A 16,982-nucleotide genomic window follows, 5' to 3' on the forward strand; every position below is an offset into this window, starting at 1 on the left:
GCGTGCTCCTGATGCCCTGCTCGGGCGTTGTAAGGGTTTCTTACAAGGAGTCGCGCGAGCCTGCGCAAATCGACAATGCCACCCTGAAAATAAATTATGCAGAGGCTGGATGCCCCACCAACCGCGTCCAGAAATCGGTGTAGCGCACCACCTTGACCGGCAGCGAGCGGGCAATCGCTGAAAGCGCCAGATCGATGTCATCGAGCGGATAGGAACCCGAGACCCGAAGGTGCGCGATCTCTGGCGCGCAACCGAGGTATCCGCTGCGGTAGCGCTGCAATTCACCGATGAGACGGTCGAGCCGCCAGCCGTCGACCACGAGTCGCCCGCTGATCCACGTGTCAGCCAGAGGGTCCAGCGGATGACGGTCGAACAGCGTGCGGGCGTTGAAGCTCACGGCCTGGCCGCTGTCGATGATCGTCTGCTCCCCCGGCGCGCCTTCAGGGCGAACCGCGACCGCATGCTGAAACACGCCCAACTGCGTGACGCCGTCCTGCTGCCGCACGCTGAAACGGGTGCCCAGTGCCTGCATCTCACCCTGTGCGCTGCGCACGATGAAGGGTCGGGCATCCTTGGCGGTCTGGACGAAAATTTCGCCCTCACGCAGCAGGATCAATCGGGCCTCGGCGTTGAACACAATGTCCACGGCGCTGGCCGTGTTCAGGACAAGGGTGCTGCCATCGGCCAACGTGCGGGTCAGGCGCTCGCCAGTGCTGGTGCGCAGGTCGGCGAGCAACACGGGCGCTTCACGATACCCCGCCCAGCCAAGCGCGCTAAAACCGACACCCAGCGCAACCGTTTTGAGCACGCCACGTCGCCCGAATGAAGCGCGACCTGCGCGATCCAGCACCTGATAACCCAGCGCACCCTTGGCGTTGCCCAGTTGCGCCTGCAACAGCGCGACCCGCTGCCAGGCCCAAGGGTGCAAGGGGTTTTCGTCGTGCCAGCTCTGGAACTGGCGCTGCATCGTGGCGTCACCAGGCGTGGCCCCCATTCGCGCAAACCAGTGGGCCGCTGCGCTCAGGGCCTGATGTTCGGGGGAACGGTTCAAGCGCCGTGTTCCAGCTGGAACAGCAGACAATGTTCAGTAGCGCGGGCGATGTATTTGGTCACCGAACTCACCGACACGCCCAGTTGCTCGGCAATGTCCTTGTAACCCAGGCCCTGCAACTGCGAGAGCAGGAACGCTTCTTTCACCCGCTTGCCCAACCCGCTGAGCATCGCGTCCAGCGCGTGCAGGGTTTCCAGCAGCATCAGGCGTTCTTCCGGGGCGACGGCGTAACGTTCAGGCTGTTCAGCGAGGACGTGCAGATAGGCCTCTTCCACCGATCGACGCCGAAAACTGTCGACCATGACCCGTCGGGCGATGGTCACCAGAAAGTGTCGGGGTTCGATCAGTTCATGGGTGATCGGTTGGTTGCGGTCCGCCAGCAGCACGCGCATGAACGTGTCTTGCGCCATATCGGCGGCCTGATGGGAACAGCCCAGACGACCCCGTAGCCAATTCACCAGCCAGCCGTGATGAGCGCCATACAGCGTCGCGACGCCCTGATGGGGGTGGGATGAGGAAGAAGAAACGGCCATGGTGAGAAACACAAGCAAATAGGAATGGTTCGCAATATATTTCAAACGGAAACATTCGGCAACGTGCGTTCGCCATCGCGGCCGTCGTTCCTCCGGCAGCTCCCACAGGGTGGATGCAGTCCACACATCCCGGGGCAAACCCAAATCCCGTGGGAGACGCCGGAGGAACGACGGCAGCGACAGCGCCCGCAAGACCGGCACTCATCCCAAGTGCTCGCCACCTACGGCACGGTGAGCCGAAACGTACTGCCCACACCCTGCTCGCTGCTGACAGTCCGTTCGCCATCGCGGCCGTCGTCCCTCCGGCAGCTCTCACAGGGTGGATGCAGTCCACACATCCCGGGACAAACCCAATCCCGTGGAAGACGCCGGAGGAACGACGGCAGCGAATAGGCGCTGTCTGACACACCCCTTCCGCGACTGTCGTAACCTCCAGAACCTCCCGCAGCGTTTGGCGGTGTGACGGGATTAAATCATCAACCCCACAACGTCCGACCAAAGAAGGTCAAGGTCCGGTCCCACGCCAGTTGCGCCCAGACCGGGTCGTACTGGGTGCCGGGAATCCGGCCATGGCCCACGGCGGTTTCGTTGGTGAACGCGTGATGAGCGAGGTAGCGATGGAATTCGAGTTCGACCCCGCCGTCGCCGAGTTTCTTTTCCAGTTCGTCCACGGTTTCGATCGCGAAGAACTCGTCCTGCGTCGCCCAGTGCGCCTGAACCGGCACCTTGATGGCGTTCGGATCAAGGTATTCCAGCGGCGGGAACCCGTAGAACACCACGCCCGCCGACAACTCGGGAATGAAGTTCAAGGACAGGAAGGTCAGCGCGCCGCCCATGCAGAAACCGGTCACGCCGACTTTTTGCGCATGACCTTTCAGGTATTGCACCGCACCGCGAATGTCCTGAGTGGCGGCATCGGCGAAGTCGAGTTTGCTCATCAGGTGATGGGCCTCCTCTTCCTCGACCGTGGCTTCGCCGCGATACAGGTCCGGCACCAGCGCCAGATAACCTGCGGCTGCCAGACGGTCGGCGACGCCACGGATCTGATCGTTGAGGCCCCACCATTCCTGGATCACCACGATGGCCGGCGCGCCTTCGGTTTTCTCAGGGGTGGCCAGATAGCCGCTGACGTCTTTGCCGTCAGGGCGTTTGAAGGTAATGGTTTTGCCTGTTGCGGGTTGTGCGATGGATTGCGTCACGTGTATCTCCCGGGCGTTTTAGGTGTCTGAGACGCTGACCTTGGGCATCCTCGGACAGCAGAGCCCTCTGTTCTACGACACTTGCACGCGCCTGAAAAGGACAAATAACGGCCATTGCATGAAAGTTGCCATCAAATGGCAGAAATGAGCGATGTCAAGGCTCAGCCGTTTTGCAGATCGGAGTTGATCGAGGTCCCGCAGAGGTCGGTCAGGGAAGCGTCGCGGTCTCGGGCGCGCTCGGCATCACGCATGTCCCGCAGTTGCTTTTGCAGCGTCGGCACCGACGGCGAATAAAGGAAACCGAACGACACGCTGTTGCGTCGGCCCTTCACCGCGTGGTGCATCAGGTGGGCTTGATAGAGACGGCGCAGGTAGCGATTGCGCGGTTGCGGCCGCATGGGCCAGTGCCGATGGACGATGCCGTCGTGCACCAGCATGTAGATCAGGCCGAACGCCGCGACACCGGCCCCCACCCATTGCAGCGGGTCGTAGCCGTTAATGCCCAGGACAATCAAGCCGACTGCCGCCATGCCCAGCGCCAGCAAGTAGAGGTCGTTGGTTTCCAGTGCGCCGAGGTGTTCTTCGTGGTGGGAACGGTGCAGAAACCAGCCCCAGCCGTGCATCACGTACTTATGAGCCAGAAAGCCGACACCCTCCATGGCGACCAGGGTGCAGAGGAAAATCGCGAAGTTGAGGATCATGGGGATGGCGTGGTCACGGGCTGGTGGACATCGAGGTGCAGCATACCGGGGCACGCGGGAAAATCAAAAGCGGGCAGGCGAACGGAGGTCACGGCGCCGCACGGGATTCCCTGTGGGAGCGAATTCATTCGCGAAAGAGGGCATGGCCGATGGAGATGCGTCGGCTGTACCGGCCGTTCGCGAATGAATTCGCTCCCACAGGGGTTTACGTGTTTAGCCTGTTCGGGTGGAGTTGGCCCGGATTTGATGTCAGCAGCCGCAGAGGTGTTTCTGCCGGTCCAAATGGTCAGAAGATCTGCGTCAGCTGCAAAGCCATCGTCAGCACGCCAAGGCCCACCCGTTTCACGTCTCAGCCGAAGATTTCACTCACAACGTTTGCTTTCCTGACCGAGCGATGTAAAAAATGGCCCCATGGGTGGGCGGAAATCTGGCCCACTGTATTAATGCCGGTCATCGACACCCGCTGGCCAGCATCGCTTTCAAGGAATTCAGAATGGCTCCAAGACATGTAATCAACGCTTCGGTCAGTCCTAAAGGTAGCCTGGAGACGCTGTCACAACGTGAAGTGCAACAGCTCAGCGCCGCAGGTTCCGGCAGCATCTACAATCTCTTCCGCCAGTGCGCCCTGGCCATCCTCAACACCGGCGCCCATGTCGATAACGCCAAAACCATCCTCGAAGCCTACAAAGACTTCGAAGTCCGCATTCATCAACAGGACCGGGGCGTGCGCCTCGAATTGCTGAACGCCCCTGCCGACGCCTTCGTCGATGGCGAGATGATCGCCAGTACCCGGGAAATGCTGTTCAGCGCCCTGCGCGACATCGTCTACACCGAGAGTGAACTGGACAGCCAGCGCATCGACCTCAGCTCGTCCCAAGGCATCACCGACTACGTCTTTCACCTGCTGCGCAACGCCCGCACCCTGCGTCCGGGCGTCGAGCCGAAGATGGTGGTCTGCTGGGGCGGCCACTCGATCAACACCGAAGAATACAAATACACCAAGAAAGTCGGCCACGAACTGGGCCTGCGCAAGCTGGACATCTGCACCGGCTGCGGCCCTGGCGTGATGAAAGGCCCGATGAAAGGCGCGACCATCGCCCACGCCAAACAGCGCATCAACGGCGGCCGCTACCTGGGCCTGACCGAGCCCGGCATCATTGCCGCCGAGGCGCCGAACCCCATCGTCAACGAGCTGGTGATCCTGCCGGACATCGAGAAACGCCTCGAAGCCTTCGTGCGCGTGGGTCACGGCATCATCATCTTCCCGGGCGGTGCCGGTACGGCGGAGGAATTCCTTTATCTGCTGGGCATCCTGATGCACCCGGACAACCAGGGCCTGCCGTTCCCGGTGATCCTGACCGGGCCGAAAAGCACCGCGCCGTACCTGGAGCAGTTGCACGCATTCGTCAGCGCGACCCTGGGCGAAGAGGCACACAAGCATTACACGATCATCATCGACGACCCGGCGGAAGTTGCCCGGCAGATGACCGAAGGCCTGAAAGCCGTGCGCCAGTTCCGTCGTGAACGGGCCGACGCGTTCCACTTCAACTGGCTGCTGAAGATCGAAGAAAGCTTCCAGCGTCCCTTCGACCCGACCCACGCCAACATGGCGAGCCTGCAACTGCGCCGTGACCTGCCACCCCATGAACTGGCGGCCAACCTGCGCCGTGCGTTTTCCGGGATCGTGGCGGGCAACGTCAAGGACAAGGGCATCCGCTTGATCGAAGAGCACGGGCCTTACGAGATTCACGGCGACGCCGAGGTCATGCAGCCGCTGGACAAATTGCTGCAAGCCTTCGTCGAACAGCACCGGATGAAATTGCCGGGCGGCGCGGCGTACGTGCCGTGTTATCGCGTGGTGTCTTGAGGCACACAACCCTGTAGGAGCGCGCTTGCCCGCGAAAGGGGTGAGCCTGCGACACATTTACGCGCTGACACACCGTCATCGCGGGCAAGCGCGCTCCTACCCTTCAACTCTCTGGACTCCAACGGTTCCTCATGATCCACATCCGCCCCATGACGCCCGAAGATTTCGAACGCTTCTGGCCCACCTTTCAGGCCGTGGTCCAGGCGCAGGAAACCTACGCCTACGACCCCGCCACGACCTACGAACAAGCCCTGCACCTCTGGCTCGACTACCCGCTGCACAGCCTCATCGCCGAGGAAGACGGCGTGTTGCTCGGCAGCTATTACCTCAAGGCCAACGCCGCCGGCCCTGGCAGCCATGTGTGCAACTGCGGTTACATGGTCACGCCTGAGGCCCGTGGCAAAGGCGTCGCCCGACTGATGTGCGAACATTCCCAGCAACTGGCGGTGGACAGCGGTTTCTCGGCGATGCAGTTCAACTCGGTGGTCGCCACCAACGAGGTCGCAGTCGCGCTGTGGGGCAAACTGGGGTTCGAGACCGTTGGCCGCCTGCCCCGCGCCTATCGTCACGCCCGCCTCGGACTGGTCGACTGTCTGGTGATGTACAAATGGCTGGCCGACATGCCTGCGTCCCGCAAAGCCAAAAGCCCGCTGCTGATCGGCCGCAAGAACATCGAGTCCGTCGTTTCACGCCCGCGACGCAAGGCCCCTGACGCGCCCGCCTGATTTTTTCGATCGGCGGGAACCACTCGCCGTCTGACGCCACTCAGTCCGCACAGTACCCACTGCATGGACGGCGTCAGCATGGCCTTACCCCCGAACCTTTTTCACCGGACCGCCCCCACGGGCAATGTGGCGCGGACGGGACACGCCGACGCAGCAGCCCCCGCCGAGGGACCGCGCCAGCGCTCGGGCATCATGGGCCGCATGGCCACCCTCAGTCAGTCGGCGGTCACCAAGGGCCGCAACCTGAGGGACGGGCTGTTCAGGGCGCGACCGGGCGACGCCGCTTCCGTGCCCCGCAGTTCCCGCGCCCCCACGCCTGACCCGGCCCTGGCCGATCCAGGCCTGGCACCGCCTCCGGCGGCCCTGCCACTGATGCCGAAACTCACCATGGCGCTGGACAACCAGAAACTGGTGTTCGGCGCGGACGGCCACACCACCCACACCGAAAAACTCCTCGACGGCATCCTCAACACACCTGCCGACCGTTACAAAAGCCTCGCGCACCTCGGCACCCATGGCGATCAGAGCACCTATGCGCTGATCGACGCCCGTGATCGGCTGATCCATGCCCAGGCGAGCAACCTCTCGGTGTCCGTCTTCAAAAGCAGCGGGACACACGTCAACCCGGCGAGCCTGACCATGCCGGATCATGCGCACAGGGCGCAGGTCACCGGGGTTCACGTGGGGGATGACGGCCAGGCATGGCGGCTGCACGAGAAGAAACTCTACGCGCTGGAAAACGGCGAATGGAAAGAACGCACCCACGTCCGCAACTTGAAAAGTCTGCACAGCGTAGGCGACGGTACGGTCTACGCCTTGGGCGAGGACGGCAAGGTGCGTTCGCTGAAAGATCCCCGCACGCCGCTGGAATTCACCCACAAGGTGTCTGCGCTGGGAAGCGCCACGGGCGGTGGGCTGATCGCGCTGTCCGAAGACGACGACCACACCCCGACGCTGGAGCGGCTGCACGTGTTCGGCGACGGCGTCCACGACATTCAGCCCCTGCGCCTGCCCACCGGCACGCCCAACGACGAGGCCCTGAAGCCGAAATCCGTGACCATCGCCGGTAACACGCTGCTTGCCACCAGCGCGTCGGGCAAGTTGCTGCAGGCGCACATCAGCGACAACGACCTCATGCCCTCGCTGGACCCTGACGCCCCTGCGGGCACGATGGTCCCGCGCCCACCCTTGATCGGCCTCGACCTGCACCTGAGCGAGAAAACACCCCACGCCCGTTTGCAATCAGCTTTTGGCGCGCACACTGTCAGCGACTTCTTCCACGACGATCAGGGGCAGTTGCACGCCAGGGTCAAGGATCAGAAAGGCGCCGAACACAGCGCTCAGTGGGACCCGCACCGTCAGGATTTCAAACCCGGCTGGAACATGGCACCGCTGATCATGGACCGGCAGAAAGGCCTGCCGACGTTGACCCCGGACGCCCAGTCGCAGATTCGCCTGCCGCGCGGCAACATCGCCCTCAGCGGCAACGACCTGCTGGTGCAGGATCCGCGCACCGAGCAATGGAAGAAAGGCAGCGAAAAAGACCTCAAGGCCCTGCAGGCGGGTCAGGACGGTTTTGCGTATCTGGTCGACAAGGACGGCAAGCTCAAGCAACTCAAGGTCGCGCCGCAAGCCGCCGCCCACGAAATGGGCAAGGGCGCGGACCTGGCGTTGCCGGGGCGCGGGACCGAGGCCAAAGGCACGGTCATGCGCGGCGCCGAACACCTCACCGTGGACAGAGTCGCGGTGCAGAACGATCAGAAATACGTGACCCTCAGCGGCGGCCAGTTGCGCCTGCACGACCAGAACGGCGAACGCGCGTCCCTGCCCTCACCGCCCGGCACCGGGCCGATTCAGTCCTTGAGCAGTGGCGGCAAGGATTGGTACGCGTTGCGCAACGATCAGCTGTTTCGCCTCCCTGGCGACAGCACCGACCCGAAAAAAATGAGCACCGAAACACCCCGCTGGGACCCCGTCACCGTGGACGGCCCACTCGCAGGCGCGACCCTGCAAGACCTGCGACCGGATCACGACGGCAAGCTGCTGGCGAAAAGCGACCGGGGCGATTTCGTCCGAAACGGTGACGGCACCTGGGCAGCTGCCACGGCGCCCGCCGACCCCACACGCAAGGCCCACGAACATTTCGACCAATTGGTGGCCGGCGAGCCAGACTTCACTCGGCGTGGTAACGTCAAGGCGAGTCTCAATGTGTTGGGCCGCAGCAACATCGAGACGATCAAATCCGAACAGTTCGCCCCCGCACGCTGGAATCAGAACTACCTCACGTCTCACCTGTCACCGACCGGCGCCGTCAAGGTGCCTGCCGACAGCGTGCAGCACGCCTGGAGGGGCCGCGAAGGCCTGAAACCGATCTACACCGGTGAAACCGACGCCTTGCAAACCCTGGCCGAAAAATCGACCGCCGCGATGAGCGCTGTCAACGCGCCCACGGCGGCCTCTCGTATCGACGCGTTGAAAGCCATCCCGATCCCGGCCCAGACTCCAGCGCTCACTGAGCTGACCGAGCTGTTCGACTGGTTCCACAAAACGGTGGCCGACGACCTGCAACACACCCTGCGCGAGCTGGCGGAAAAGGAGAACGCGCTGCTCAAGAACGGCGAGGTCAACCCGGCGTATCAAGGCAAGCCCCGGGCCAACGACATGCTGACCGAAGTGGCGCAAGTGGCGCGCAACAGCGGGATCAACGACACCCACCCGCTGGGCAAACTGCTCAATTCGCTGCAGGACCAACATTTCACGCTGGAGCATCGTACCTCGCAAACCGGCCTCGATGCCTCGCGCAAACGCGGTGACGATCAAGCGCTGTTGCGTGCGCGCCTGGCACTGGACATCAACGTGCTGGACGACATCAGCAAAAAGCTCAGTGAATTGGTCGCGGAGACCCAAAAAAACGGCCCGCAGAACCTCGATGCCATCGCCAGGTCACTCGCCGACTTGCACAACGACACCTACGAAGGCAGCCCGATCAAGCGCTACACCGACGCCGGTTTCCGCAATCATGCCGCGCTGGAAGCCAGCTACGACGCGACCAAAAGCCTGCTCAAGTACATGCGCAAGGACAACCACCCGGTCAAACGTAGCGTGCTGCAAGGTCTGGAAACCCGGCCCGATGCGTTGGTGAGCAACCTGACCAATGCCCTGCGCGATCTTGAACCGAGGGAAAGCCTCAAGCTCAACCGCAACTACGGCGGCGGCGTCACGGGTGGTGTCTCTGGGCCGGAAGGCAAGGCGTTTCTCGGCTTTCGCGGCAGCATCGACCCCGAACGCACGTTCGGCCTGACGTTCACCCGCTTCGATCGCGGCCTGAAAGTCGCGCTCAATCGCGAGGGCGCGGTCAGCGGCACCGCCAGTTTCGGCTTCGGCAACGGCATCAGCGACACCCGCACCACGCCCGGCGACAGCCACAAGAACATTCAGTCCAACGGCGGCTGGTTCGGCGGCAGCCTCGACGGCAAGTACAAATACACCGACAACACGGCCTTGAGCTTTTTCATCCGCGACGACGAGCTCGAAGCCTTCATGAAGGACCTCATGGAGGAGCCGCTGCACAGCAGCAAGCAACCTGACGCGGGTGGCTTGAAGCCCATGGCGTTGATGGACCGTGGCGTGGAAAAAGAGGTTCGCGAGACCACCAAGCACAACTTTGACCTCGACGTGGGACTGAACATCGAGTCCCGGACCAACAAAGGCCAGACCGACGCCGAGCCGGTGGCCGGGTTCATGCGTTTCGGCGCCGGGCTGCTCGCCAGCCTGTCCCTGCTCAGCGCCGAGCGGGAACGGACGGAAGGCCACGGCAGCGACGGGCTGACCACCGACATCTACAGCAGCAACCGCGCGCGGTTCCTCGAAAAGGGCTCGGTCTCGGGGTATGCGCGGATGTTCAGTACCGTGTTCAGTTCGCGTCCCAGCAACCTGTTCATCGCCGGCGGGGCGCCAATGGGCGTCACGGCGAGCCTGTCCTTCGATAACAAGACCGGCAAAACCTACGACGTGCGGTTCAAGCACGCGTTGCCCGTGCAAAACAACGACCTGAAAGGCCTGGCCGAAACCCTGGAAAAGGCCTACCCCGCCCTGCCCAAAAACCAGCCCACCGAGGGGCATCCGGCAGACCGCACCCTGCTGCTGCTCAAAACCAAATACCTCAGCGCCGGGGCACCGAAGAACGACGCGCAATTCGCCGCGCTTGCCAGCCTGCGCCAATTGGACCGGCAGAATACGGCCGCCAAACAGGGGTCGAGCCTGATGTCCCTGATGGACATGGTGGTCAAGCACAACAACGTCAATCGCGTCGACCAGGCGGCGCTGTCGAAACGCGGCATCGACTGGACCAAGGAATTGCTGGGCCTGGACGTCAACCCCGGCAACGCCGAGCACATCCACGACCTGATGAGCCATGACCCGCAGCTCAAGGGCCTGCTCGATGAACTGAAACGCACGAAAGGCACGACCCGCGCCGAGTTGAAGCTGGAGGTGCGCGACGACATCAAGCAGCGCATCGAAGAAGGCGCGCTGGCCGGGACCCTGACCGACAAGGACCTCAAGGAGATGCTCGCCAACAAGGACAACCTGCGCATCAAGAGCATCGCGATCTTCCGGACGGCGGCGAAGGACGATTCGCTGGCGATCCCACTGCCCTATGTCAGCTTCAAGAGCGGCAGCAACCTCAGCATCGAGCGCCTGCGCGGCGAGGTCACGTTCGATTACGGGCTGGATCAGACCCAGCCTAAGAAATTCACCCTGGACGGCGAGCAGGCGGATCAAAGCGACCCGCAAGCGGCCCGCGACCTGGCCAGCGATGCCCAAGGCGTATTCCGGCCCGCGTGATGCGAGACAGGATTGCGCGACGACATTCATTCGAGGAGCTAACCCATGGCAACCGCCACCAACCTGATAGACGCCCTGGCCAAACAGATGGGCATTGCGTTGGCGCTGGAAAACGGCGTCTGCGCCCTGTTCGACCAGCAACGCGAAGTGGTCATCATTGAAGTCCCGACGGCGGGGGATGTCGCGATTCTGCATTGTCGGCTGGCACTGCGCCCCGACCCCGCGCTGCATGAAAAGCTGCTGCGCCTGAACTTCGACTCCAGCGCCATGAGTGGTTGCTGGCTGGCGCTGGACGACCGCAATCAGGTGCGGCTGTGCGCTGAGCTGCCGCTGGACGGCTTGAGTGAGTTGGCGTTCGTGCATTGGGTGCAAGGGTTCGTCAAGCAGACCCAGGAGGTCCTCGCGCTGTTGCGTCCTTCGGCTCCGGCTGCGCCGGTGATGGCTCGACGGTTCGTCTGATCGATCGTCCCGCGAGCCGCAAATACGGCTAAGAACGTCAATGCTTGGCTCAGCTGACGTTTTTCGCCATCTGCGCGGCGCTTTCAAAAACTTGCCGGAATGCCATCTCTCTACGATTCTCTACACACGGCCCGACCACGGTGGCCGGGCTTACAATACGTGCCGGAGAGGCCACCATGACGACCGTAGCCGAGTTACTGAAGCTCAAAGACGAACAACACAGGGTTCCTCATACCGTCAGGCCGGACCAGATGGTCTTTGAGGTGATCACGTTGATGGCGGAGAAAAACATCGGTGCCGTGCCGGTGGTGCGGGACGGCAAGGTGGTGGGCATCGTCAGCGAGCGGGATTACGTGCGCAAGATGGAGTTGAAGGGCCGCGCCTCGGTGGGGACGCCCGTCAGCGAGATCATGACCCACGAGGTAAAGACCGTTGCGCCGGGTGACAAGGTCGGTGATTGCATGGCGATCATGACCAACGGCCGGCTGCGGCATTTGCCGGTCGTCGACAACGGCGAGTTGGTGGGGCTGTTGTCGATTGGTGACCTGGTGAAAGAAGCGATCGCCGAACAGGCGAGGCTGATTCAGAAAATGCAGGAATACATTCGCGGCGAGAGTTATTGAAGTCCGGGGTGGTTCAGGCAGGTTTCAAGACGCCTGACCCGCCCCTGCGTCCGACCGCGGCCTGTGCGGTTACTGCACCGGCAGGAAATTCAGGAACAACAGGCTCTGCGCATAATTGAGCCCGATCCGTCGGTAGCGCTCGTCGAGCATCTGGGTCAGCAGGTCCAGCCGCGCCACGATCTTGCCGAATTCCGTGGCGAAACTCAGGTTGCTGCCCTCCTCCGAAATTTCGTTCGAGAACAGCATCAACTCGCCATTGGCATTCTGCCGCTGGCTCAGCAGCCACGTGGCCTTTTCGATGTTGCGGGCGGCGTTGCTGACGAATTTGGGGTTGATCTGGTCGGTCATGAAGAACTCCATCCGTCCACCGTGGGCCGTCACCAGCATGCTGCCGATGGCGTAGATGAACGCGCCGACCCGGTCGCCGAGAAATTCCGGGCTGAGGGCGTAGCTCAGGGCGGCCAGATCCCGCCGATTGCCCAACTGCGCCAATGGCTTCTGCTGCTCGATGGCGTTACGCACATTGCGTTCGGCCGACCGCGCATCGACGAACCCGGACTTGCGCCACTCGGCGGGGTTGCGCAGGTAGAGCTTGTTCATCAGCAGGTAGAGGCTTTCCAGGTTGTCGTGCATGGCGAGGGTGGCCATGCGGTCGACGCTGGTCTGGAAGAATTCCTGAGGGCGGGTATTGCCGAACTGCGTCGCCACATCCTGCCCGTCCTGACGGGTGCAGCCGAGGGTGCAGACAGCTGTCAGACACACCACGAGCCAGGCGCGAACGCGGTGGCGTGCAAGGGATGAAAGGCGCAGTGGAACCATGTTTCAAGGGCTTCGACGATCTGGACCCCACGCGAATCGCGGCGTCCCGGCCATGCATAGAGCGGCAAATCGCTGAAAAGTGCGGAAACGGGGGTGAAATGACGTTGGCGCTTCCCTGACACATCGACTTCTCTGCCGTCGTAACCTCCGGCGTCTCCTACACGTGGTGTGTCGGCTTCAAAATTCAGGATCGGCATTGAATCGCAATCCCAGCGTCCGTCAGAGCTTTCGCGGCCACCCCAGAACCTGTGGGAGCAGCCGGAGGTTACGACGGCCGCGAAAGCGTTGGGTCTGACACCCCAATGTCGATGAAACAAAGCCTCACACATTTGACGTCGCCCTCGCCTTTCACCAAGCTAGCGGACTTCACTTGCTTTCAGGAAACACCCCGCGTGATGACCCCAAGCCTGCACTGGCGCCGCTTTCTGTTTTGCCTCGCTCCCTTGATCGCCCTGCTTGCGGCCTGCGACGGAGGGGCGCCGAAGACCAAGCCTTCCGAAGCCACGACTTATGTAAGTGTCGAATGGGACAAGCTGCCTGCGGTCAGTGATCAGGACTTGATGGCCGGGTTCAACAGCTGGTTCTCGGCGTGCAAGCGCCTGGCCAAGGACCCGGTCTGGGGCACGACCTGCGCAACCGCCGCTCAGGTGCCGTTGAACCCGCCAGCGGTACGGGACTTTCTGAAGAATCAATTGCAGGTCTACAGCCTCCGCTCGTCCGAGCACGGCGCCAACGGTTTGATCACCGGCTATTACGAGCCGATCTATAAAGGCAGCGAAGCCCATAACGATCAGCATCCGGTGGCCATCTACGGCGTGCCGGACGATCTGATCATCGTCAATCTCGACAGCATTTACCCGGAACTCAAGGGCAAACGCTTGCGTGGTCGCCTGGATGGCCGCGTGCTGCGCCCCTACGACGACGCGTCCACGATCAACGAGAAAGGCGTCAACGCTCCCGTGCTCGCTTGGCTGGAAAACCCCATCGACCTGCAATTCCTGCAAATCCAGGGCTCGGGACGGGTGCAACTGGAAAGCGGTCGGCAACTGCGCATCGCCTACGCCGACCAGAACGGCCACCCGTATAAACCGGTGGGCCGCTGGCTGGTTGAACAGGGTCAACTGACCAAGGACGAGGTGTCCATGGGCCGGATTCGCGACTGGGCCATCGCTCACCCGGACCGCGTGCATGAACTGCTCGGCAGTAACCCCAGCTACGTGTTCTTCACCCTGCGCCCGGACAGCGACGAAGGCCCTCGCGGCTCGCTCAACGTGCCGCTGACTGCGGGCTACAGCGTGGCCATCGACCGCAAGGTCATCCCGCTCGGCAGCCTGTTGTGGCTGTCGTCGACCCGCCCCGACGGCTCGCCCCTGGTGCGTCCGGTCGCCGCCCAGGACACGGGCGGTGCCATCGCCGGTGAAGTCCGCGCCGACATGTTCTGGGGCACCGGTGACGCGGCGGGCGAATTGGCGGGCAACATGAAACAGCAAGGCCAGATCTGGATGCTGTGGCCCAAAGGCGCAGCATTGCCCAACGCCAAACCCAAGGAATGATGCGGCATGAGCAGTGAAGTGATCGCCACCGAACAGGTCACCTTGAACGGCAACACCGTGACCCTGCTGCCGTTGCAGGCCGGGCACGCGGAGCCACTGGTGCAGGCCGCTGAAGACGGCGAGTTGTGGAACATGAAGGTCACGGTCATTCCGGGGCCTGCAACCGTCGAGACGTACATCGCCAACGCCCTGGCGGGACGCGCGGCCGGAACTGTCATGCCCTTCGCCATCGTGCACCGCGCCACCGGCAAGATCGTTGGCAGCACCCGGTTCTGGAAGATCGACCGCAAGCACCGCAAGCTTGAGATCGGCCACACCTGGCTCGGCGAGTCGGTGCAGCGCTCGGGGCTGAACACCGAGATGAAATTCCTGCTACTGAATACGCCTTCGAGGTCATGCAGTGCGTGCGGGTGCAGTTCACCACCGACGAACTCAACGAGAAGTCCCGCGCCGCCATCCTGCGCATCGGCGCGAAACAGGAAGGCATCGTACGCCACGAGCGGATCATGCCCGACGGCCGCAAGCGCTATTCCGTGCGGTTCAGCGTCATCGATGACGAGTGGCCCGAGGTGAAAGCCATGCTGCGGGCGAACATGGCGCGCTTCAGCTGAGGTTTACTCGTTTGGCGTGACACACCCGAGCCGGTTGCGGGTTGATCTGAAACCGGTTTCAGGTATAACAGGATGTTTCTTCTCTCAAGCGCCGCGTTCCCTAATGACTCACACCCCTGACACCCCACACAACTTTCACATGGGCTGGCTGCTGTTCGCGCTGGCCATGGGTGCGTTCGCCATCGGCACCACCGAATTTGCTTCGATGACGTTGTTGCCCTTCATCGCCGGCGACTTCCAGACCACCCAGCCGCTGGCCGGCCACGCCATCAGCGCCTATGCACTGGGCGTGGTGGTGGGCTCACCGGTGATCATGGTGCTCGGCGTCCGGTTGCCACGGCGTGCGCTGCTGGTGGGCCTCGCGGCGTTCATCGGCATCGCCAATGCCCTGAGCGCCATCGCCCCCTCGCTGCCCTGGCTGGTGTTCTTCCGGTTTCTCAGCGGCTTTCCCCATGGCGCGTATTTTGGCGTCGCCATGTTGCTGGCCGCGTCTCTGGTGCCGAAGAATCAACGGGCCCAAGCGGTTTCACGGGTGTTTCTCGGCCTGACCATCGCCACCATCGTCGGCGTGCCGTTCGCCACCTGGATCGGCCAGACCGTGGGCTGGCGTTGGGGCCTGGCGGTGGTCGCGATACTTGCCGCGATCACTGCCGTGCTGATCCGCACCCTCGCCCCCGACTCGCCCGCCCAGGCCGACGCCAGCCCGCTGCGTGAACTCGGCGCACTGCGCTCGCGTCAGGTCTGGCTCACCTTGGGCATTGCCGGGATCGGTTTTGGCGGCGTGTTCTGCGTCTACACCTACCTGGCCGCGACGCTGATCGAAGTCACCAAGACCTCGGACTTCATGATCCCGGTGGTGATGGCTGTATTTGGCGTGGGCACCACGGTCGGCAATCTGGTCTGCGGCTGGGCAGCGGACCGCGCCACCATGCGCTCGGCGGGCATCTCGCTGGGCTTCACCGCATTGGTATTGGCGCTCTACCCTTCGGCCACCGATAACCTCTGGCTACTGATACCGCTGGTGTTTTTCATCGGCTGTGGCGTCGGGCTGGCGGCCATTCTGCAAACCCGCCTGATGGACGTCGCGCCCCATGCGCAATCGTTGGCGGGGGCATTGGTGCAGAGCGCCTTTAACCTGGCGAACGCTATCGGCCCGTGGGTCGGTGGCCTGGTGATTTCAGCCGGAATGGGACTGCCCGCCACCGGCTATGCCGCTGCGGCGCTGACGCTGGGCGGTCTGGGAATGTGGTACTGGGCAATCACCGATGCCCGCGCCAGCGCGCAGCGATTCGACCGCCAAGCGGCCGGGGAATCCTGACTCGGCAAGCCCCCGGTCACGACCGTGCGTCATCGTGTCACCGCCCGGTGGGCTGAAAAACCTTGTCCGCCTCGCTCGCGCAGGCATAATCGGTCCACCCTTTGCATTGAATGAGTACCCCGTATTGAAACGCGTGACCTCCTGCTCAGATACCGTTGCGCCCAGCAGTTGTGCCAACGGCTCGGTGCGCCGGGCTTCCCGCCGTCTGGGGCAGATCTATGACGAAGCCTTTACTGACTGCGGCCTGAAAGCCACTCAGTACTCTCTGCTGTCGCAGATCGCACGCAGTGGCCAGCCCAAGATGCGCGACCTCGCGCAGGCGCTGGTCATGGACCTCTCCGCCTTGGGCCATACGCTCAAGCCGCTGGTGCGCGACGGTCTGGTGGAATTGCAGGTGGATGAGACGGACCGCCGCAGTCGCCGGGTGCTCCTGACCCAGGCCGGTCAGGAAAAGTACGCACAGGCGCGCAAGGTTTCGGAGCGGGTTCAGCAGGTTTTCGACAAGACCTTCGGCGTCGAAGAGACAGTGAAGCTGCGTCAGGCGCTGGACTTCATTGCTTCAGAGAGCTTTGCGCAGTCGTTGCTGGGTGAGTTGCAGGCCAGCGAAGCCTGACGGCGAACTCACCGCCGTCATGAGTCCTCTGGCTCATCCGGGGTCGGGAACAAGGTGTCGACCTT

The 16,982-nt window shown here is 62.8% G+C and carries 13 protein-coding genes and 1 pseudogene; 9 read left to right on the forward strand and 5 right to left on the reverse strand.

Going from position 1 to position 16,982, the window contains the following annotated elements; translation table 11 throughout:
* Positions 1-94: 94 nt before the first annotated feature.
* The 4 genes from AAEO81_RS18360 to AAEO81_RS18375 all read right to left on the reverse strand — a co-directional run bounded on the left by AAEO81_RS18360 (position 95) and on the right by AAEO81_RS18375 (position 3,484).
* The gene (locus AAEO81_RS18360) at positions 95-1,051 is read right to left on the reverse strand and encodes a FecR domain-containing protein (RefSeq protein ID WP_341958423.1); all 957 of its coding nucleotides are present in this window, start codon (positions 1,049-1,051) and stop codon (positions 95-97) included.
* The gene (locus AAEO81_RS18365) at positions 1,048-1,584 is read right to left on the reverse strand and encodes a sigma-70 family RNA polymerase sigma factor (RefSeq protein ID WP_341958424.1); all 537 of its coding nucleotides are present in this window, start codon (positions 1,582-1,584) and stop codon (positions 1,048-1,050) included. Before AAEO81_RS18365 ends, AAEO81_RS18360 begins: the two co-directional genes overlap by 4 nt.
* A gap of 476 nt (positions 1,585-2,060) precedes the next feature.
* Positions 2,061-2,783, reverse strand: coding sequence for a dienelactone hydrolase family protein (locus tag AAEO81_RS18370; RefSeq protein WP_341958425.1), 723 nt, complete (start codon positions 2,781-2,783; stop codon positions 2,061-2,063).
* Positions 2,784-2,944: 161 nt separating this feature from the next.
* A complete protein-coding gene (locus AAEO81_RS18375; protein ID WP_341958426.1) occupies positions 2,945-3,484 on the reverse strand; it encodes a sterol desaturase family protein in 540 nt (179 codons plus the stop codon).
* Between the two features lie 493 nt (positions 3,485-3,977).
* Here AAEO81_RS18375 and ppnN point away from each other — a divergent pair, with 493 nt between their 5' ends.
* From ppnN to AAEO81_RS18400, 5 genes are all read left to right on the forward strand, one after another.
* Positions 3,978-5,351 carry a nucleotide 5'-monophosphate nucleosidase PpnN gene (gene ppnN, locus AAEO81_RS18380; protein ID WP_166596995.1) on the forward strand — a complete coding sequence of 458 codons (1,374 nt, stop codon included), beginning with the start codon at positions 3,978-3,980 and terminating at the stop codon, positions 5,349-5,351.
* Positions 5,352-5,482: 131 nt separating this feature from the next.
* Positions 5,483-6,076: an N-acetyltransferase gene (locus AAEO81_RS18385; RefSeq protein ID WP_341958427.1), complete on the forward strand. Its 594-nt coding sequence runs from the start codon at positions 5,483-5,485 to the stop codon at positions 6,074-6,076.
* Between the two features lie 78 nt (positions 6,077-6,154).
* Positions 6,155-10,921: an AvrE-family type 3 secretion system effector gene (locus AAEO81_RS18390; RefSeq protein WP_341958428.1), complete on the forward strand. Its 4,767-nt coding sequence runs from the start codon at positions 6,155-6,157 to the stop codon at positions 10,919-10,921.
* A gap of 45 nt (positions 10,922-10,966) precedes the next feature.
* A complete protein-coding gene (locus tag AAEO81_RS18395; protein ID WP_341958429.1) occupies positions 10,967-11,380 on the forward strand; it encodes a type III secretion system chaperone in 414 nt (137 codons plus the stop codon).
* A 176-nt stretch (positions 11,381-11,556) separates the two neighbouring features.
* Positions 11,557-12,003: a CBS domain-containing protein gene (locus AAEO81_RS18400; RefSeq protein ID WP_341958430.1), complete on the forward strand. Its 447-nt coding sequence runs from the start codon at positions 11,557-11,559 to the stop codon at positions 12,001-12,003.
* A 69-nt stretch (positions 12,004-12,072) separates the two neighbouring features.
* Here the strand turns inward: AAEO81_RS18400 and AAEO81_RS18405 are convergent, their stop codons facing one another.
* Positions 12,073-12,822, reverse strand: coding sequence for a hypothetical protein (locus AAEO81_RS18405; protein WP_341958431.1), 750 nt, complete (start codon positions 12,820-12,822; stop codon positions 12,073-12,075).
* Between the two features lie 395 nt (positions 12,823-13,217).
* Between AAEO81_RS18405 and AAEO81_RS18410 the strand changes: the two genes are divergently transcribed.
* The 4 genes and pseudogenes from AAEO81_RS18410 (at position 13,218) to AAEO81_RS18425 (ending at position 16,917) form a co-directional block, all read left to right on the forward strand.
* Entirely contained in the window at positions 13,218-14,375 is a 1,158-nt protein-coding gene (locus AAEO81_RS18410; RefSeq protein WP_166597017.1) for an MltA domain-containing protein, read from the forward strand.
* A gap of 6 nt (positions 14,376-14,381) precedes the next feature.
* Positions 14,382-14,986, forward strand: a pseudogene (locus tag AAEO81_RS18415) (GNAT family N-acetyltransferase).
* A 103-nt stretch (positions 14,987-15,089) separates the two neighbouring features.
* Positions 15,090-16,304: an MFS transporter gene (locus AAEO81_RS18420; RefSeq protein ID WP_341958432.1), complete on the forward strand. Its 1,215-nt coding sequence runs from the start codon at positions 15,090-15,092 to the stop codon at positions 16,302-16,304.
* Positions 16,305-16,437: 133 nt separating this feature from the next.
* Positions 16,438-16,917 (forward strand): MarR family transcriptional regulator, encoded by a 480-nt coding sequence (locus AAEO81_RS18425; RefSeq protein WP_341964564.1) that lies wholly within the window; start codon positions 16,438-16,440, stop codon positions 16,915-16,917.
* Positions 16,918-16,982 lie beyond the last annotated feature (65 nt).

The sequence above is a fragment of the Pseudomonas sp. RC10 genome, assembly GCF_038397775.1.
Classification (GTDB): domain Bacteria; phylum Pseudomonadota; class Gammaproteobacteria; order Pseudomonadales; family Pseudomonadaceae; genus Aquipseudomonas; species Aquipseudomonas bambusae.